Raw genomic sequence first — 17,835 nt, forward strand, 5'->3', positions numbered from 1 at the left:
GTCCGCCGGCCTCATCGCTCGCCCGGGGGGCTTCCATTCGTCTCGGATCGCCAAGCCGGCGCGACGTCGGGCCGGCCCAGATGCCAGCCCTGCAGGAAATCCGCCCCCTCGCGTGTCAGGATGCGGGCGTCCTCCTCGCTCTCGATGCATTCCGCTACCGTCTTTAGGCCGAAGCCCTCCGCCAAACCCAACAATGTACGCACGAATAGCTGGTTATCCTGGTTGTGCGCGATATCGGTGACGAAGGCGCCGTCGATTTTCACGACATCCACGGTCAGCGACTTCATGTGCCGGAAGGACGTGTAGCCGGAGCCGAAATCGTCGAGTGCCACCTTGCAGCCCAGGTCGCGCACAGTGCTGATGAACCGCGCGGTGACGTCGAAATCCTCCAGTGCCGCGGTCTCGGTGATCTCGATCGTCAGTCGCTCGGCAAGGCTTCGGCTGCTCTTGACCAGCCCCATGAGGGTCCGCATCCAGGATGGATCGATCACCGTCATGCTGGAGACATTGACCGCGAGCGCGATCTCCGGGTAGCGCCGCAAATCCGCGGCCGCCAGTTCCAGCGCGCGAAGGTCCAGCAGGCGGATCAGCCCCAGCTTCTCCAGAATCGGCACGAACTCTCCCGCCGAGCGGAGAGAACCCGCCTCGTCATACATGCGCAGCAGCGTTTCGTAGTAGCGCGTCTCGCGCGTGCGCGCGCACACGACCGGCTGATAGGCGAGCACGATGCGTCCCTCGTCGAGCGCCCGCAGCACATCCTCGCCGGTTTCGATGTTGCGGCGCTGGCGTTCCCTCTGCTCGGCCGACATCTCATAGGGCACGAAGCAGTTACGGCCTGCCGTCTTGGCATCCTGCAGGGCGCTCTCCGCGCCGGTCATCGCATCCTGGGCGGTACGGATGAAGCCGGGGATCGCCACCCCGCCGATCGAGACGGTCATGCGCAGCGGCCCGGCGGCGGTTTCCAGCGGTGCCGTCCGGAAACTTTCCAGGATCTTCTGCGCGGTTCGCGCCAGCCCGTCCGCATCGCATTGCGCCAGGACGATGCCGAATCGGTCGCCGCCGATCCGTCCGATGATGTCGGTGACGCGCAGGCCGCGCTCGATCCGTTGTCCGGCGGCGATGATGGCCGCGTCGGCGGTTTCATGCCCATAGCCGTCGTTGATCATCGACAACTTGTCGATACCGACGGCCAGATAGCCGCCGGAGACCCGGTAGCGATGATTGTAGGAGATGGCGTTCTGTAGCGCCTCGCGCAGGCGGGTCTTGTTGAGGTGGCCGGTCAGTTCGTCATAGTTGGCACGATGCTCCAGCAGGCTTTCCGCTTGCTTGCGCCGGGTGATCACGCGCAACGTGCCGGCAAGGCGCGCCGGCTCGCCTTCCGGCCCGTCCGCTTCGACCCGGCCACGGTCGTGAACCCAGATGAAGGACCCATCCTCGCGCCGGATCCGATATTCGCAGTCATAGGGCGCGCCGGTGGAGATGTGTTCGTTCAGGATCTTCAGCCGCCGGGCGAGATCCTCGGCATTAATACGCTCGTTGAAAGCCTCGCCGTCGGCGACGGAACGCTCCGTGCCGGGACCGAAGATATCCACCAGATTACCGGCCCAATCGATACGGTCCTCGATCAGGTTCCAAATATAGGCAAGGTCGCCAGAGGCCGAAAGCGCGGCCCACAGAACGCCGGCGCCGCCCTCCCCGCGGCCGATTCCAGGATCGCTCTCGGCATTCGACGCCGCCATGGATCTATCATCCAACTTCATCGCCTTCTCACCGTCCCCCCGGCGGGAAGCGCCCCTCCCAATCCGCGAACGGTATCGCCTGTCATCCATCGACCCGGATCACGAATTCACCAAATGAAACGTGAAAATGTCCAATTGTCATGCAAGCGCCCTCGAATTTAGCAAATACGTACGAAAGAAGCGACTGATCTTTCGAATGAAAATATCAAAGCACAGTTTGCGAAACTTTTATTCCAATCATCAACCATAAGGCGAGTTCCTTGGGAGGGTGTGAGGGCGATCACGTGTATCCGGCGATATGCTCCCCGATGCCTCGGGAAGACCCCTTGTCGATCTTTATATTTTGCCGCAAACTCATACGTATACAAACAAATCCGTCAATTCGACGGGGCCCTTCCCGGGCGCTCTCGCCCTATCGGAGACGCCGGGAAACGGAACGGGGGACTGGCGGCCGGTCATGACGGCGACATCCTATCTTCGGCCGAGGGATCTGACGGCGGCGCTCGACGCGCTGGCGGGCGCTCCGATGACCGTTCTCTCCGGTGGGACCGACCATTTCCCGGCTCGGGTCGGTCCGCGCCCGCCCGAGGCGGTGCTGGATATCGGTGGGATCGACGCCTTGCGCGGGATCGAGGAAACGGTGGCTGGGCACCGTCTCGGCGCGCGCACTACCTGGATGGATGTGATCGAGGCTGATTTGCCCCCTCATTTTGATGCGTTGAAGCAGGCCGCCCGGGAAGTCGGCGGCATGCAGATCCAGAATCGCGGGACGCTGGGCGGCAATCTCTGCAATGCGTCGCCGGCCGCCGATGGGACGCCTTGTCTGCTGGCGGCGGATGCCATGGTCGTCCTGGCGAGCGCGCGGGGCGAACGCCGCCTGCCGCTTGCCGATTTCCAGGCGGGTTATCGCGCGACGGCTAGACGGCCGGATGAATTGCTCACCGCGATCGAGGTGCCGAAGCCGGCCGTCGGTTCCGCGCGAAGCTGTTTCCTGAAGCTCGGCGCGCGGCATTATCTCGTGATCTCGATCGCCATGGTGGCCGCGACATTGGAAGTGACGCCGGACGGCACCGTCGCGGCGGCGCGCATCGCCGTGGGCGCTTGTTCGGCGACGGCGCGCCGTCTGCCGGCGCTGGAGGCTGCGCTGGCGGGGCGGCCCGTCGCGCCGGGGCTGGGGGGCGTCGTCGTGCCGGACTATTTGGACGACCTGTCCCCGATCGACGATGTGCGGGCGAGCGCGGATTACCGCCGCCATGCGGCGGGCGTGCTGATCGCCCGCGCGCTGGAATGCCTGGCGACCGCCGGGAAGGGTGCTTGAACCATGGCCGAAACGCTGAACGGATCGCCAAAGGATCGGCGCGCGGAGATGGAAACGAACGGTTTCCTCGGTCTCATCGTGAATGGTGTGGCCCATCGCCTGGATGTGCCGCCGGGCAAGCGCCTGACGCGGGTGCTGCGGGAGGATCTGGGCCTGACCGGCACGAAGGTCGGATGCGATGCGGGCGATTGCGGGGCCTGTACCGTGCTACTCGACGACCGGCAGGTCTGCGCCTGCCTGGTGCCCGTGGGCCAGGCCGAGGGGCGGTCGGTCCGCACGGTCGAGGGGCTGGCGGACGGTGCGCGCCTGAACCGCCTGCAGGAAGCCTTTTGGAAGCACGGCGCCGCGCAGTGCGGCATCTGCACGCCCGGCATGCTGATGGCGGGCATGGAATTGCTGGAGCGGACCGCGCGCCCGACGCGCGATCAGGCCATGGATGCGCTGGGCGGCGTGCTCTGTCGCTGCACCGGCTATCAAAAGATCGTGGAGGCAATGCTGGATGCGGCCGGAAACGGCCCCGCCCCGCCGGTGGATACGCTCCCCGACGGGGGAATGGGCGCGCGGGTGGCGCGGCTCGACGGGCGGGCGAAGCTCGACGGGACGGAACGCTACGGCGCCGATCACTGGCCGGCGGATTGCCTGCATCTGCGCGTCGTGCGCAGCCCATATGCCCACGCCACCTTCGAGATCGGCGACCTCGCCCCCGTTCATGCCCGTTTCCCGGGGCTGCACCGCATCCTGACGGCGAAGGATATTCCGGGCGTCAACGGCTTCGGCATCTATCCCGACATAAAGGACCAGCCGGTGCTGGCGCCGGGCCGGGTGCTCTATCGCGGCGACGCGGTGCTGGCTCTCCTCGGCGATCGGGAGACGATCGACGGGCTGACCGACGAGGACCTGCCGATCACTTGGACGGAAAAGCCGGCGGTTCTCGATATCGATACCGCGCTTGATCCGGCCTCGCCGCCGCTTCACGACCGGTTGACGGAGCATAACGTCCTGATCCGCGGCCGAGTCCGCGCCGGCGAGGCGGAGGAGGCGCTGGGGATCTGCGCGGCCGCCGCCGATACCCGGTTCGATACCCCCTTCGTCGAGCATGGCTATATCGAGCCCGAGGCCGGCTATGCCGTGCGGGTCGGTGATCGTGTCCATGTCTATGCCTGCACCCAGGCCCCCTATATGGATTTGGACGAGGTGGCGAACGTCCTCGGCTTCGACAAGGGGCGCGTGCGCATCGTACCGACCGCTTGCGGCGGCGGCTTCGGCGGCAAGCTCGACGTTTCCCTGCAACCGATCCTGGCGGTCGCGGCATGGCTGACCGATCGTCCCGTACGCTATGTCTATGATCGGCCGGAATCGATGCGCGCCAGCACCAAGCGTCACCCGGCCCGGATCGACGCGCGTCTCGGCGCGGACGCCGACGGGCGGCTCAAGGCGCTGCGCCTGCACGCGGATTTCGATACGGGCGCCTATGCCTCCTGGGGGCCGACCGTGGCGGGGCGTGTCCCGGTCCATGCGACCGGGCCCTATCGGGTGGAGAATGTCCTGGCCACCAGCGCCGCGATTCATACCAACCAATGCCCGTCCGGCGCCTTCCGGGGCTTCGGCGTGCCGCAATCCGCGTTGGCCACGGAAGGGTTGATGGATGATCTGGCCGCGCGTCTGGGGATCGATCCTCTCGAATTTCGGCTACGCAACGCGCTGAGGCCGGGCGACCGAACGGCGACGGGACAGGTGCTGGAGCGTTCCGTCGGCATGGCCGCTTGCCTGGAGGCGGTGGCACCGCGCTGGAAGGATTGGCGCGCCGATGCGCAGGCCGCGAATGCGGCTGCGCGGGTCGCGGGTTCTCCCATGCGGCGGGGCGTCGGCGTTGGTTGCATGTGGTACGGGTGCGGCAACACCTCGATGTCGAACCCTTCCCATATGCGGGTGACGGTGGACGCGGCCGGGCGCGTTACCCTCTATAACGGTGCGGTCGATATCGGCCAGGGCACCTATACGATCATGCCGCAGGTCTGTGCCGAGACGTTGGGCGTGCCCGTTTCCACGCTGGCCCAGGTGACCGGGGATACCGACGCGACGCTGGATGCCGGCAAGACCTCCGCCTCGCGTCAGACCTTCGTCTCCGGCCGCGCGGTCAAGGAGGCGAGCCTCGCGCTGCTGGCGGAAATCCGGCGGCGCGCCAATGCCGGACCGGCGGCCGTCATCCGGTTCGAGGAAGGCGCGATCCTGGCCGTCGAGGACGGGGTGGAGAAGCGCATCGATCTGTCCGGCCTGCCGGTGGGCGCGGACGGCGCGGTGCTGGAAGGGATCGCCAGTTTCGATCCGCCGACCACGCCGCTCGACGCGGATGGGCAGGGCACGCCCTATGCCACATACGGCTTCGCGGCCCAGATCGCGGAGGTGGTCGTCGATATCGACCTCGGCACCGTGAAGCCTTTGCGTATTCTGGCCGCCCACGATGTCGGCCGCGCGGTCAATCCGACCATGGTGGAGGGACAGATCCACGGCGGGGTGGCGCAGGGCCTCGGTCTCGCGCTGATGGAGGAATATCTGCCGGGCCGGACGGAGAACCTGCACGACTATCTGATCCCCACCTTCGGCGATATGCCGGAGATCGAATGCCTGTTGATCGAGGACGAGGAGCCCGAGGGCCCCTATGGCGCCAAGGGCATCGGAGAGCCCGCGCTGGTCCCGACCGCGCCGGCGATCCTGGGCGCGATCCGGCATGCGACGGGGGCGGTGGTCCGCCGGGTACCCGCCCTGCCGCACAGGGTGCTGACGGCGATCCGGGAAGCGGACGCGGAGGCCGCATCGCGATGACCGAAACCCGGCGGGATACCTCCGGCGCCGAACCGGCCGTAACCGCGTCGCGGGACGAACGGGGAAACGGCGCGGAAGGCGGGATCGTGCGCTGCGACGCTTGCCCGGTGCTCTGCCGCATCCGGGAAGGGCGGACCGGTGCCTGCGACCGCTATGCCAATGTCGGCGGGCGGCTGTCGCGGACCGATCCGCTGGTGATGCTGCGCCGCGCGGAAGACCGGGCGGATGGCGGCGTCGTTCCTTTCCTGAAAGACGGTAATGGCGCCGAGGGCAGGGTCTGGCGGGGCGAGATCGCGGGCGATGCCCCGGTTTTCGTCACCGGCATCGGGTCCACCACCACCTATCCCGATTACAAACCGGCGCCCTTCATCGTCTCCAGCAAATGGCGGGGGGTGGATACGGTCACCGTCGTGACGGAGGGGATTTTCAGCTATTGCTCCCTCAAGGTGAAGATAGACACCGACCGTCACATCGGCCCGGAGCAGGCGACCGTGCGCGTCGACGGCGAACCCATCGGCCATGTCATGACGGCGGAATACGGCTCCCAGATGCTCTCGCTCGGCGGGGTGCGGCACCTGACCGGCGGCGGTAAGAAGGAAGGGGTCGTCACCTGCCGCGCGATGCTGGATCTGTGCAACAAGGCGGCGGTGGAGATGACCATCGACGACGGCGCCACGCTGACCGTCCAGGCCGGCGCCGCGCCGGTCATCGACGGTGAGCGGGAGGCGCGCATGCGCGTCGGCTGCGGGTCCGCCACGATCGGCATCTTCGCCCAGCAATGGCACGGCCACGCGGACGAGGTGATCGTGGTCGACGACCACATCACCGGCGTGCTGACGGAACATCAGGCGGGGGCCTATCTCGATATGAAACCCGCCGGTATCCGCGTGCGCGGGCGCAAATCGACGCCCGGACGCTATTTCCAGGTGGCGGCCCCCGGCGGCGGCTGGGGCGGCACGGATATCACCGATCCGTTGTCCATTATAGAGAAGATCGATCCGGAAAAGGCCTGGCCGGGGCTGCGCCTTTTCATGGTCAGCACGACGGGGGAGGATTCGCTCTATTGCGTGCTGGACGAGGATCTGAAGCCGATACCGGCGGAAATGCCGGCGGCGCTGGTCAAGGTCGTCGACCGCATCGCGGAGAATTGCGAGCCCGCGCTCTGCTCCGTCCTGTTCATGGGCGGGGCGGGGGGCAGCCTGCGCGCCGGCGTCACGGAGAACCCGGTGCGCCTGACGCGTTCGGTCCGCGATCTCTTCACGCGGGTGACACTGGGCGGCGCGCCGGCCTATGTCTGGCCCGGTGGCGGCATAACGGTGATGGCGGACGTGACCCGCGTGCCGGACGGTGGTTTCGGCTCGGTCCCCACGCCCGCGCTCGTCGCGCCGATCGAGTTCACCATGAGCCGCGCGGATTATTTGGCGCTTGGGGGGCACGCGGGCGCGATTCGCGATCTTGCCGATCTGGAGGCGCCGGATGGGCACCGGCTGCTTCAGCAGGAGGCGGACAATCCCTGGCCGCTGGACCCGTTATCGGAAAGCGCCTAACTAAAAGGTCGAGAGGGAGACTGCCGTCCATGTTGGATCCGCTGATCGTCAGCCTGCCGGACGGGCGGCGCCATTTATGTCATGGCCCGATCGATCTCGTCATCGAGGCCTGGGGCGCGCCGGAGGAGGTCGCCGCCGCCCACGCGCAGGCGGAGGCGTGCTTTCCGACGCTCCTGCCTCGCCTCGCGGAGGAACTGGCGCTTCTGCGCCGACCCGTGGGAGAAAATCCGACGGGGCCCGTTGCGCAACGCATGCGCTGGGCGTGCCTGCCTTTTAGCGACCAAGAATTCATCACGCCGATGGCCGCGGTCGCCGGGGCGGTGGCGGACGAGGTGCTCACCGTCATGCTCGATCAACGACGCCTTGAGAAGGTCGTCGTGAATAACGGCGGGGATATCGCCTTTTACCTCGACCCCGGGGCACGGTTCTCGGCGGAACTCATCGCCAATGACGAAACGCTGGAAGTCGCCGGCCGGATCGAGGTGACATCGGATCAGCGCGGACGGGGGCTGGCCACCAGCGGTCGCGGGGGGCGCTCCCTCTCGCTCGGTATCGCGGACGCGGTCACTGTCCTGGCGGATACGGCCGCCGCCGCGGATGCGGCCGCGACGCTGATCGCCAATGCCGTCGATTGCACGTCGTCGGCGATCCGCCGTGTGCCGGCCAGCAGTCTCGACCCCGATAGCGATCTCGGCGATTTGCTGACGGTTGTTCGGGTCGGACCTCTGCGCACGGAGGAGGTCGATCGCGCGCTCGCCGGTGGCGTCGCGCGGGCCGAGCTTTTCAAGGCCCAGGGGTTGATCGAGGCCGCCGTGCTCAGCCTGCGGGGTGAGCGTCGCCTCGTCGGCGCTGGTCCCCTTTCCATCGAGCCTGCCGGGAGTCTCACCGTATGAGCGACGTCGCGACGATCCAAATCCGCAAGCTGATTACCCATGTGGAGGAGATCCGGCACGAATTCGGCCCCGTCCCGGAACGTCCGGTCCATGTCGGGTGGGCGGCCGCGGTGATCGCCAATCCCTTCGCCGGTGGATACGCCCCCGATATCGAGGGGTTCATGGAGGATCTGAAGCCGCTCGGCGACGAGATGGCGGATCGTCTCCTCAAGGCCATGGGCGGTGAGGCGAAGGCGATCGAGGCCTATGGCAAGGGCGCCATCGTCGGCGTCGACGGGGAGTTGGAGCATGGCGCGCTCTGGCATGTGCCGGGGGGCTATGCCATGCGCCGGCTGCTGGGGGAGGCGCTGGCCATCGTGCCGTCCTCCAAGAAGGTGGCGGCGACGGGGGCTGGGCTCGACGTGCCGCTCGGCCATATCGACGCGGCCTATGTGCGCAGCCACTTCTCCGCGATCGAGGTGCGGGTGGCCGATGCGCCGCGCCCCTCGGAGATCCTCTATGCCATCGCCATGGCCGATGGTGGGCGCATCCATGCGCGTGTCGGCGGCTTGACGCAGTCCGGGATATCGAAGCGCGACGGCCTTCGCTGACCAGGGGTTCGCTTATCCGGCCGGACCGGGCGCGTGGTCTTGGGGGGCGTGGGGCCCGGCCTGGGGGAGGACCTCCCGCCCGGGGCGCGCGGTCGGCTGAACGGGCGGCGGCCGTCGCCGGGACATCGTGAGGGGGGCGATGCACCGACTTGGGGTTGGACCACCGCCCGCCCGGCGCGACATTCGCGCGCCCCGGGGAACGGGATTGGTCCCAGAATGGCGGCGCCCCATGGCGCTCAAAGGGCGCGAATGCGGCAGTTCCGTGGCGTGTCGCGAATTCGGGACGATTTTGGCTGGGCGGGGTTTACACCGTCAGGCCCGTGCCCACCTGTCCCGGTAACGGACGACGCGGACGAAACCGCTCGGATGACTAAGGAGTTACCGGACAATGGCCGATGAAAAGCGCATTCTCTTCGTGACCACCTCGCACGACCGCCTTGGCGACACGGGCAAGGCGACGGGCTTCCACCTGGAGGAGCTGACCCATCCCTTCTATGCTTTGAAGGATGCGGGGCATACGGTCGATATCGCCTCCGTCGCGGGGGGCGAGGCGCCGATCGATCCCGGCAGCCGCAAGCCCGACGGCGAGAACGCGGAGAGCGCCGAACGCTTCCTCAAGGACGACACCGCGATGGCCGCGATTCGCCAGACCGTGAAGATCGCCGACGTCAATCCCGACAGCTACGACGCGATCTATCTGCCCGGCGGCCATGGCACCATGTGGGACATGCCCGATAACGAGACCCTGGCGCGCCTGATCGGTGCCTTCCATCAGGCAGGCAAGCCGGTCGCCGCCGTTTGTCACGGCCCGGCCGGACTGGTCGGCGCGGTCGATGGCGAGGGCCGGCCGATCGTCAGGGGGCGCACCGTCAACAGCTTTACCGATGCCGAGGAAAAAGCGGTCGAGTTGCAGGAGGTCGTGCCGTTCCTGCTGGAGAGCCGGCTGCGCGAGCTCGGCGCGACGTTCGAGGGGGGCGACAGCTTCTCCTCGCACGCCGTGCGCGACGGCAATCTGATCACCGGCCAGAACCCGATGTCGCTGGAGGCATTGAGCGCCTATCTGCTCGAAGCCCTGCGCGAGGCGCCGGTACGCCGGGCGGCGTGACGCGCCGAGACACCGTCGCGCGGTCGGTATAGGCCTCTCCCCGCCGGGGAGGGGCTTATTCTTGATCGGGCCTCCCCCCCCCCGGTCTCTTCCCACCCGACTGTGATTCCCCGGTTGTGATCAGCGTCATTGCGCGCACGGGCGACGCTGCCTAGACTCACCCCATGCCATATGTATCGCGCGACGAGAACGGCACGATCATCGGGATTTCGGACAAGAGTTCGCCGAACGCCCGGGAGTTCCTGCCGAACGATAATCCGGACGTGCTGCGCTATCTGCATGGCGCGAACCCGTCGGCCATGCGCGCGACGCTTTCCGAGAGCGATACGGACATGGCGCGTATCACCGAGGATATCCTGGATGTCCTGATCGGCCGTAACATGATCAATTTCACCGACCTGCCGATCCAGGCGCAGCGCAAGCTGATGGCGCGCCAGAAAATCCGGCGCAATCTCTCCGCGCTCAGCAACCTCGTCGCCGACGAGGACGATATCATCTGACCGGCGCGGCGATGCCACCCGACCCGCCATCGCACGGCACCGCTGTTCGGCCCGCCCTCGCGGAGGATCTGACGGCGGTACGCGCGCTGGCGGAAGGTGCCTATGCCCTCTATCTCCCCCGCATGGATCGGCGTCCGGCGCCGATGGACGCGGATTACGCCGCCGTGATCCGGGAGGGGCGGATGGACGTCCTGAGCGACGGTGGTGATTCCGGCCGGAATGGGACCGTCCGCGGCTTCATCGTCCATTTCGCACGCGACGGGGATTGGTTCGTGGAGACGATCGCGGTCGATCCGGCCCGCCAGGGACTTGGATATGGTCACCGCCTCATGGCCCATGCGGAGGCGCGGGCGCGCGCGGCCGGCCGGACGGTGATCGCCCTCTATACCAACGCGGCGATGACGGAGAATCTGACCTATTATCCGCGTCTCGGTTATCGGGAGAGCGCGCGCCGGGTGGAGGACGGCTTCGCCCGCGTCTATTTCGAGAAGAGGCTGCCGGATGCGCCAGCATCGTGACGAATTGCAGGTCGAGACGGCCGGACCGGGGCTGATCGAGATCACCCGCCCGGTCACCCAATTCGTGACGGGAAGCGGGATCGGGGAAGGTCTGCTGACCCTGTTCTGTCGACACACGTCCGCCTCCCTGGTGATCCAGGAGAACGCCGACCCCGATGTGCGGCGCGATCTGGCCGATTTCTTCGCCCGTCTGGTCGAACGCGACCCCGCGCTCTACCGCCACACGACGGAAGGGCCGGACGACATGCCGGCCCACATCCGGGGTGCGCTCACCCAGACGCATCTTTCCATTCCGGTGGCGGATGGCCGCCCGGTGCTCGGTACCTGGCAGGGGATCTATCTGTTCGAGCATCGCGACCGGCCCCACCGCCGCCGGGTTGCCCTGCATCTCCTGGGGACGTGAGCCTTCTCGACCGACGATCTTCTCGACCCCCTTGCATTCGCCGCCGCAGCGTATAGGTTGATACTAGAAATCTCAGTCGGGGTGCCCCTGTAGGACGGGGCTGAGAGGCGCGGCCGCTTGATCCGTGCCAACTCGTGGAACCTGATCCGGCTCGCACCGGCGTAGGGAACGGAGATCCGACCTCGCTTCTCCCCAGAATCAGGCGGTTTCCGCGACCCGGCGTCATCAAGGCCGGATCGACGCGGCGCGTCGGCCCTCGTCCCGCAAGGGGGCGGCGTCGACGGCGTGGAGGATCGATGGCGGATCGTCCGATCGACGTGAAGGGGCGGCTGGATGCCGGCGCCGATGCGCTGGACCGGCTGCGCGCCACCGCCCCGCGCGTTCATTGCCTGACCAACATGGCCGCTGCCAATCTGGTGGCGAACGGCCTGTTGGCGCTCGGCGCGGTGCCGTCGCTCACCGATCATGACGAGGAGGTGGGCGCCTTCACCGCCGGGGCCGGCGCGCTTTCCGTCAATCTGGGGACGCCCGATGCGGAGCGCCTGCGGGCGATCGATATCGCGGTCGCGGCGGCGAAGGTACAGGGGGTGCCCTGGGTCCTCGACCCCGTGATGATCGACCGCGCGCCGACGCGCCTGCGCGCGGCGGCCAAGCTGGTGAACGACGGCCCGGCCGTGCTGCGCCTCAACGAAGGGGAACGCGCGGCCCTTTTCGACAGCGCCGATGCGCCGTCCTTCGACGGCGTGCTGGCGATCAGCGGCGCGGCGGACAGCATCGGTCATCACGGCGCGGTCCTGCGGGTCGCCAATGGCGATCCGATGATGACGCGGGTCACGGGCATGGGGTGCCTGCTCGGCGCCTTGACCGGGGCCTTCCTGACGGTGGAGCGGGACGGGCTCACGGCGGCGCTGGCGGCGTCGGTGCTGCTCGGCCTCGCGGGGGAGCGGGCGGCCGGGAGCGCGCGGGGGCCCGGCGGCTTCCAGCCGGCATTGCTCGACCGGCTCCATGATCTGACCCCGGATGATCTCATGCGCGATGCGAAGGTGACCACATGCGCCGATTGAACCCCGTCGATATCAGCCTCTATTTCATTCTCGGCCCCGATCATTGGGGCGCGCGCGATCCGGCCTGGCTGGTTCGCGAGGCCGTCGCCGGCGGCGCCAGCCTCGTGCAACTGCGCGACAAGCGCTATGGCGCCGCCGCGACGATCGAGAGCGCGCGGGCGCTCAAGGCCGCGCTCGACGGCACCGGCGTGCCGCTTATCGTCAACGACCGGGTGGATGTGGCGATGGCGGCGGGCGCCGACGGCGTCAATCTGGGGCGCGAGGATATGCGTCCCCTGGATGCGCGGCGCCTGCTGGGGCCCGACGCGATTATCGGGGTGACGGTGAAGACCATCGCGGAGGCGGAAGCCGTCGATCCGGCGGTGATCGATTACGCCTCCATCGGCGGGGTCTTCCCGACCGGCAGCAAGCATAATCCGGAGGCGCCCATCGGCCTCGATGGTTTGGCGGAGCGCGTGCGGATCATCCGGAACCGCGCGCCCACCATGCCGATTTCCGCCATCGCCGGCATCGATTTGGCGAACGCGGCGGATGTGGCCGCCGCCGGGGCGGACGGCGTGGCGCTGGTCAGCGCCGTCGCGAGCGCCGACGACCCCCGGGCGGCGGCCGCCGCCCTCATCGACCGCATTGCCGAGGGACGGGCCCGCCGTCAACCGGATAGAAAAGAGGCCGCCTCATGAGCACCCCCATCGCCCTTACCGTCGCCGGTTCGGATTCCGGCGGCGGCGCCGGCATCCAGGCCGATTTGAAGACCTTCTCCGCGCTCGGTGTCTATGGATGCAGCGTCATCACGGCGCTCACCGCCCAGAACACGCGGGAAGTGCAGGGTGTCTTCGATGTCAGCCCCAGCTTCGTGCGCGCCCAGATGCGTGCGGTGTTCGAGGATATCGCGATCGACGCGGTGAAGATCGGCATGCTGGGCCGCGCCGATGTGATCGATGCCGTGCGCCTCGACTTGAAACGCTACAAGCCGGCCTGGGTCGTGCTCGACCCGGTGATGGTCGCGAAGAGCGGTGACCGCCTGCTCGCCAAGAACGCGATGAAGGCGCTGATCGACGGGCTTGTTCCCCTTGCCGACATCATCACGCCGAACCTGCCGGAGGCGGCCGCGCTCCTGAAGCTGAAAGAGCCGATCACCGACCCGGACGCGATGGTGGAGGCCGCGCGCCGGCTTCTGGATTTCGGTCCACGCGCGGTCTTGCTGAAGGGCGGGCATCTGGCGGGCGACAGCGCCGCCGACCTGCTGTTCACCGAGGAAGGCGGAAGCGAATGGCTGCCCGGCCGACGCTTCAATACCCGGAACACGCACGGCACCGGTTGCACCCTCTCCGCCGCCATCGCCGCGGGCCTCGCCAAGGGGCAGACGATGGGCGAGGCGGTGAAGCAGGCCAAGGCCTATATCGCCAACGCCATCGCGACCGCCGACACGCTCGATGTCGGTGGGGGGCACGGCCCCGTTCATCATTTCCACGGGCTCTGGCACGGCTAGGGCCGAAATTCCTCCGGACTCAAGAAGGAAGGATAAGCTGATGGCTTCCTCCGATGACTCCACGCATGATTTTCCGACGGATCGCCGACGCTTTCTCGCCCGCGCGGGGCTCGGGACTCTCGCCGGCGTCGGCGCGGGTGCGGGCGCGTTGAGCGCGCCGGCCGTCGCGCGCGCGCAGGACAGGATTACCTGGCGCATGGTGACGAGCTGGCCGCGAAATTCCCCCGGCCCCGGTATCACCGCCGATCGTCTGGCCAAGCGCATCACGACGGCGAGCGAGGGGCGGTTGACCGTCGAATTGCACGCCGCGGGCGAGTTGGTACCCGCGCTTGAGGTCTTCGACGCGGTTGCCGACGGAACGGCCGACATGGCGCACACCGCCTCCGTCTATTGGACGGGCAAGGCGGCGCCGGCGGCCTTCTACACCACCGTGCCCTTCGGTCTCAGCTCGCGCGAGCACATGGCCTGGGTCTATCACGGCGGTGGTCAGGAGCTGTGGGACGAGCTTTACGGCCGATTCGGCGTGAAGGGCTTCATGGCCGGCAACACCGGCATGCAGATGGGCGGTTGGTTCAAGCGGCCGATCGAAAGCCCGGAAGACGTGAAGGGCCTGAAGATGCGCATCGTCGGGCTGGGCGGCGAGGTCATGCGCCGCATGGGCGCCACGCCCGTCACCCTGCCGGCGGGTGAGATATTCACCGCGCTTCAGTCCGGCGTGGTCGACGGGGCGGAATTCCTGAATCCCTGGATCGACGAGGCCTTCGGCTTCTACAAGGCGGCCAAGCATTATGCCTGGCCCGGGGTAAACAAGCCGAACGGGACGGGAGAATGCCTCGTCTCCGCCAAGGCCTATGCCGATCTGCCGGAGGATCTGCGCCAATTGGTCCAGGATGCCTGCCAGGCCGAGCATGCCTACGCTCTCGCCGAGGCCGATTGGAAGAGCGCGGCGGCCCTTGACCGGCTGGAGAACGAGCGCGGCGTCTCCCTCTTCCGCATGCCGGACAGCGTCACGGCGGAGCAGCGGCGCCTCGCCGATACGGTGATCGAGGAAGCGGTCGCCGACGACCCCATGGGACCCAGGATTCTGGAAAGCTACCGCGCGGCGCAACGCACGGCGCGCCGTTGGTCGGAGGTCGGCGTGCGCGCCTATTTCCAGGCCCGCGCCGTCTGACGCGCCGATAAGCCCGCGCCGTCTGACGCGCCGATAAGCCCGCGCCGTCTGACGCGCCGATAAGATAGAGGCCCATCGCGATGTCCGTCACCGCACCCGCCATACGCATAGAAGGCGCCAGCCTGCGTTTCGATACCGTGACCGTCTTCGACGGGCTGGATGTCGAGATCGCGGGCGGTGCCTGGACCTGCCTTCTGGGGCCGAGCGGGGTGGGCAAGACCAGCCTGCTGCGTCTCGTCGCGGGCCTGGATGCCGAAGGGGCGGCGGCCGGCGGCCGGGTCGTGGCGGATGACGGTGCGCCGCTTGCCGGGCGGATCGCCTACATGGCCCAGCGCGACCTTCTGCTGCCGTGGGCGAGCGTGCTCGACAACGTGCTGCTCGGCCCCCGCCTGCGCGGGGACCTCAAGGGCGCGAGGGCCCGAGACTTGCGCGAGCGGGCGCTCTTCCTGCTGGAGCGGGTTGGTCTGGCCGAGCGGGCCTCGGCGATGCCGGCCGAGCTTTCCGGCGGCATGCGCCAGCGTACCGCGCTCGCTCGCACGCTGTTGGAGGACCGGCCGGTCGTGTTGATGGACGAGCCCTTCGCGGCGCTCGACGCGCTCAGCCGGTACCGATTGCAGGCGATGGCGGTGGAATTGCTGGCGGGGCGCACGGTTCTGCTGGTCACCCATGATCCGCTGGAGGCGCTGCGCGTCGCCGACCGGGTGGAGGTACTGCACGGCGCGCCGGCGCGTCTCGCCCGCCCCGCGATCATTCCCTCCGGAGATGCGCCGCGCGCCACCGACGCGCCGGAGATCGCGCGTCTGCACCGTGCCTTGTTGGAACGTTTGGCGGGAGGGGCCGCCATCGGCGGGGCCGAGAGCGCCATGGCCGCGACCGGCGCCCCCCTCGCGCGGGAGGTCGCGGAATGAGCGGCATGACCGGGGGCGGGCTCATCCGGCCGCTGACATTGACCGTCGGGCTCCTCGCGCTCTGGCAGGCGGCGGTGTGGGTCAGCGGCGCGCCCCCCTATATCCTGCCCGGCCCGATCGCGGTGATCGAGGTCTTGGTTCAGAAATATCCGACCCTTGTCCGGCACGGCGCGATCACGGCCTCGGAAATCCTGATGGGCTTGGCGCTGGGTACGGTTTTCGGGGTGCTAAGCGCCCTGGTCCTGACGGCGTTCCGCCCCGCGCGCCGGTGGCTGATGCCGGTCCTGGTGGTCAGTCAGGCGCTGCCGGTCTTCGCGCTGGCACCGATGCTGACGCTTTGGCTCGGCTACGGCATGGCCAGCAAGGTCGCGATGGCGGTGCTGATCATCTATTTCCCCGTGACATCCGCCTTCCATGATGGGCTGAAGCGCACGGACCCCGGGTGGCTCGATCTTGCCCGCACCATGGGGGGCGGGCGGATGGCGGTGTTGCGCCGTCTGCGCCTGCCGGCGGCGCTGCCGGCCTTCGCCTCCGGCTTGCGGGTGGCGGCGGCGGTCGCGCCCATCGGCGCCGTGGTCGGGGAATGGGTCGGCTCCAGCGCAGGCCTTGGCTATCTGATGCTGCACGCCAATGCGCGCCTTCAGATATCGACCATGTTCGCGGCTCTGCTGGTGCTGGCCGTCTTCTCGCTCACCCTGTTTTTCGTGGTCGATCGCGGCATGCGCCACCTGGTGCGCTGGCAGCCGGAGGCCTGATCCCGTCGCCCCGTTCCCCGAGGGCAAAGTCCAAGGAGTTCCACACCATGCGGTTCATCCCATCCTTCCTCGTCATCGCCGCTCTGGCGGTGACGTTCGGCGCCCGCGACGCCTCGGCGCAGGAGAAATTGACCCTGCTACTCGACTGGTTCGTCAATCCGGACCACGCTCCGATCATCGTGGCGCAGGAAGCCGGCTTCTTCGAGAAGCATGGCCTGGATGTCGAGATCGTCGAGCCCGCCGACCCCAACGATCCGCCGAAGCTGGTCGCCGCCGGCAAAGCCGAGATCGCCGTCAGCTACCAGCCGCAGCTTCACATGCAGGTGGCGGAGGGGCTGCCGCTGGTTCGCGTCGGCACGTTGGTGGCGACGCCACTCAACTCCCTCGTCGTGCTGGAGGACGGGCCGATCCGGGACCTCTCCGACCTCAAGGGCAGGACGATCGGCTTTTCGGTCGGCGGCTTTGAATCCGCGTTGCTGGGCGCGGTGCTGCGGAAGGCCGGGCTGTCGATCGAGGATGTCGAACTCGTGAACGTCAATTTCTCCCTCTCGCCCTCGATCATCTCGGGACAGGTGGACGCGGTGATCGGCGCCTACCGCAATTTCGAGCTCAACCAGATGGATATCGTCGGCCGGCCCGGTCGCGCCTTCTATCCGGAGGAACTCGGCGTGCCGCCCTATGACGAGCTGATCCTGGTCGCGCACAAGGACAAGCTCGACGACGCGCGCCTGACGCGTTTCCTCGCCGCGCTGGAGGAGGCGACGGTCCATCTCATGAACCATCCGGAGGAGAGCTGGGAGCTTTTCATCGGCCGCGACGCGGATCTGGATGACGAGCTTAACCGCCGCGCCTGGGCGGACACGCTGCGCCGCTTCGCGCTGCGGCCGGCCGCCCTCGATACGGGACGCTATCGCCGCTTCGCGGACTTCATGGTCGAGTCCGGGTTGATCGAGAACGCGCCGCCGGTCGACGACTACGCCGTCGATCTGGGCCGGTGAAACCGGGGAGGCAC

The 17,835-nt window shown here is 67.9% G+C and carries 17 protein-coding genes and 1 riboswitch; of the genes, 16 read left to right on the forward strand and 1 reads right to left on the reverse strand.

Annotation, left to right across the window (positions count from 1 at the left end):
- Positions 1–11 precede the first annotated feature (11 nt).
- Positions 12–1,739, reverse strand: coding sequence for a putative bifunctional diguanylate cyclase/phosphodiesterase (locus KAJ83_RS14930; RefSeq protein WP_210682901.1), 1,728 nt, complete (start codon positions 1,737–1,739; stop codon positions 12–14).
- Between the two features lie 457 nt (positions 1,740–2,196).
- On the opposite strand from KAJ83_RS14930, the gene KAJ83_RS14935 reads away from it, so the two are divergent.
- From KAJ83_RS14935 to KAJ83_RS15010, 16 genes are all read left to right on the forward strand, one after another.
- A complete protein-coding gene (locus tag KAJ83_RS14935) occupies positions 2,197–3,057 on the forward strand; it encodes an FAD binding domain-containing protein (RefSeq protein ID WP_210682902.1) in 861 nt (286 codons plus the stop codon).
- 3 nt (positions 3,058–3,060) lie between these two features.
- Positions 3,061–5,880, forward strand: a complete 2,820-nt coding sequence (locus tag KAJ83_RS14940) for a molybdopterin-dependent oxidoreductase (RefSeq protein ID WP_246484667.1) — start codon at positions 3,061–3,063, stop codon at positions 5,878–5,880.
- Positions 5,877–7,427, forward strand: coding sequence for a 6-hydroxynicotinate reductase (locus tag KAJ83_RS14945; RefSeq protein WP_246484668.1), 1,551 nt, complete (start codon positions 5,877–5,879; stop codon positions 7,425–7,427). Before KAJ83_RS14940 ends, KAJ83_RS14945 begins: the two co-directional genes overlap by 4 nt.
- Positions 7,428–7,456: 29 nt before the next feature.
- A complete protein-coding gene (locus tag KAJ83_RS14950; RefSeq protein WP_210682903.1) occupies positions 7,457–8,320 on the forward strand; it encodes a UPF0280 family protein in 864 nt (287 codons plus the stop codon).
- Positions 8,317–8,910, forward strand: a complete 594-nt coding sequence (locus KAJ83_RS14955; RefSeq protein WP_210682904.1) for an amino acid synthesis family protein — start codon at positions 8,317–8,319, stop codon at positions 8,908–8,910. Before KAJ83_RS14950 ends, KAJ83_RS14955 begins: the two co-directional genes overlap by 4 nt.
- Positions 8,911–9,298: 388 nt before the next feature.
- Entirely contained in the window at positions 9,299–10,015 is a 717-nt protein-coding gene (locus KAJ83_RS14960) for a type 1 glutamine amidotransferase domain-containing protein (RefSeq protein WP_210682905.1), read from the forward strand.
- Between the two features lie 164 nt (positions 10,016–10,179).
- On the forward strand, positions 10,180–10,515 hold the full coding sequence (locus KAJ83_RS14965; protein ID WP_210682906.1) for a hypothetical protein: 336 nt from the start codon (positions 10,180–10,182) through the stop codon (positions 10,513–10,515).
- Positions 10,516–10,526: 11 nt separating this feature from the next.
- A complete protein-coding gene (locus tag KAJ83_RS14970; protein ID WP_210682907.1) occupies positions 10,527–11,033 on the forward strand; it encodes a GNAT family N-acetyltransferase in 507 nt (168 codons plus the stop codon).
- Positions 11,017–11,436, forward strand: a complete 420-nt coding sequence (locus tag KAJ83_RS14975) for a secondary thiamine-phosphate synthase enzyme YjbQ (RefSeq protein ID WP_210682908.1) — start codon at positions 11,017–11,019, stop codon at positions 11,434–11,436. Before KAJ83_RS14970 ends, KAJ83_RS14975 begins: the two co-directional genes overlap by 17 nt.
- Positions 11,437–11,503: 67 nt before the next feature.
- Positions 11,504–11,621: riboswitch (TPP riboswitch) on the forward strand.
- Positions 11,622–11,732: 111 nt separating this feature from the next.
- Positions 11,733–12,500: a hydroxyethylthiazole kinase gene (locus tag KAJ83_RS14980; RefSeq protein ID WP_210682909.1), complete on the forward strand. Its 768-nt coding sequence runs from the start codon at positions 11,733–11,735 to the stop codon at positions 12,498–12,500.
- Positions 12,488–13,180 (forward strand): thiamine phosphate synthase, encoded by a 693-nt coding sequence (gene thiE / locus KAJ83_RS14985; protein ID WP_246484670.1) that lies wholly within the window; start codon positions 12,488–12,490, stop codon positions 13,178–13,180. The genes KAJ83_RS14980 and thiE overlap by 13 nt, the downstream gene beginning before the upstream one ends.
- Positions 13,177–13,989, forward strand: a complete 813-nt coding sequence (thiD, locus tag KAJ83_RS14990; protein WP_210682910.1) for a bifunctional hydroxymethylpyrimidine kinase/phosphomethylpyrimidine kinase — start codon at positions 13,177–13,179, stop codon at positions 13,987–13,989. Before thiE ends, thiD begins: the two co-directional genes overlap by 4 nt.
- Before the next feature lie 40 nt (positions 13,990–14,029).
- Entirely contained in the window at positions 14,030–15,160 is a 1,131-nt protein-coding gene (locus KAJ83_RS14995; RefSeq protein ID WP_210682911.1) for a TRAP transporter substrate-binding protein, read from the forward strand.
- 80 nt (positions 15,161–15,240) lie between these two features.
- Positions 15,241–16,068, forward strand: a complete 828-nt coding sequence (locus KAJ83_RS15000) for an ABC transporter ATP-binding protein (protein ID WP_210682912.1) — start codon at positions 15,241–15,243, stop codon at positions 16,066–16,068.
- A complete protein-coding gene (locus KAJ83_RS15005; protein WP_246484671.1) occupies positions 16,065–16,823 on the forward strand; it encodes an ABC transporter permease in 759 nt (252 codons plus the stop codon). Before KAJ83_RS15000 ends, KAJ83_RS15005 begins: the two co-directional genes overlap by 4 nt.
- Positions 16,824–16,870: 47 nt before the next feature.
- On the forward strand, positions 16,871–17,821 hold the full coding sequence (locus tag KAJ83_RS15010; RefSeq protein ID WP_210682913.1) for an ABC transporter substrate-binding protein: 951 nt from the start codon (positions 16,871–16,873) through the stop codon (positions 17,819–17,821).
- The last annotated feature ends 14 nt before the right edge of the window (positions 17,822–17,835 follow it).

The sequence above is a fragment of the Marivibrio halodurans genome, from assembly GCF_017963645.1.
Lineage (GTDB): Bacteria > Pseudomonadota > Alphaproteobacteria > UBA8366 > Aestuariispiraceae > Marivibrio > Marivibrio halodurans.

What these genes read in the sequence shown, in the direction of transcription:
- KAJ83_RS14930 (WP_210682901.1), bottom strand. Translation starts at nt 1,739, where the DNA reads ATGGCGGCGTCGAATGCCGAGAGCGATCCTGGAATCGGCCGCGGGGAG.
- KAJ83_RS14935 (WP_210682902.1), top strand. Translation starts at nt 2,197, where the DNA reads ATGACGGCGACATCCTATCTTCGGCCGAGGGATCTGACGGCGGCGCTC.
- KAJ83_RS14940 (WP_246484667.1), top strand. Translation starts at nt 3,061, where the DNA reads ATGGCCGAAACGCTGAACGGATCGCCAAAGGATCGGCGCGCGGAGATG.
- KAJ83_RS14945 (WP_246484668.1), top strand. Translation starts at nt 5,877, where the DNA reads ATGACCGAAACCCGGCGGGATACCTCCGGCGCCGAACCGGCCGTAACC.
- KAJ83_RS14950 (WP_210682903.1), top strand. Translation starts at nt 7,457, where the DNA reads ATGTTGGATCCGCTGATCGTCAGCCTGCCGGACGGGCGGCGCCATTTA.
- KAJ83_RS14955 (WP_210682904.1), top strand. Translation starts at nt 8,317, where the DNA reads ATGAGCGACGTCGCGACGATCCAAATCCGCAAGCTGATTACCCATGTG.
- KAJ83_RS14960 (WP_210682905.1), top strand. Translation starts at nt 9,299, where the DNA reads ATGGCCGATGAAAAGCGCATTCTCTTCGTGACCACCTCGCACGACCGC.
- KAJ83_RS14965 (WP_210682906.1), top strand. Translation starts at nt 10,180, where the DNA reads ATGCCATATGTATCGCGCGACGAGAACGGCACGATCATCGGGATTTCG.
- KAJ83_RS14970 (WP_210682907.1), top strand. Translation starts at nt 10,527, where the DNA reads ATGCCACCCGACCCGCCATCGCACGGCACCGCTGTTCGGCCCGCCCTC.
- KAJ83_RS14975 (WP_210682908.1), top strand. Translation starts at nt 11,017, where the DNA reads ATGCGCCAGCATCGTGACGAATTGCAGGTCGAGACGGCCGGACCGGGG.
- KAJ83_RS14980 (WP_210682909.1), top strand. Translation starts at nt 11,733, where the DNA reads ATGGCGGATCGTCCGATCGACGTGAAGGGGCGGCTGGATGCCGGCGCC.
- thiE (WP_246484670.1), top strand. Translation starts at nt 12,488, where the DNA reads ATGCGCCGATTGAACCCCGTCGATATCAGCCTCTATTTCATTCTCGGC.
- thiD (WP_210682910.1), top strand. Translation starts at nt 13,177, where the DNA reads ATGAGCACCCCCATCGCCCTTACCGTCGCCGGTTCGGATTCCGGCGGC.
- KAJ83_RS14995 (WP_210682911.1), top strand. Translation starts at nt 14,030, where the DNA reads ATGGCTTCCTCCGATGACTCCACGCATGATTTTCCGACGGATCGCCGA.
- KAJ83_RS15000 (WP_210682912.1), top strand. Translation starts at nt 15,241, where the DNA reads ATGTCCGTCACCGCACCCGCCATACGCATAGAAGGCGCCAGCCTGCGT.
- KAJ83_RS15005 (WP_246484671.1), top strand. Translation starts at nt 16,065, where the DNA reads ATGAGCGGCATGACCGGGGGCGGGCTCATCCGGCCGCTGACATTGACC.
- KAJ83_RS15010 (WP_210682913.1), top strand. Translation starts at nt 16,871, where the DNA reads ATGCGGTTCATCCCATCCTTCCTCGTCATCGCCGCTCTGGCGGTGACG.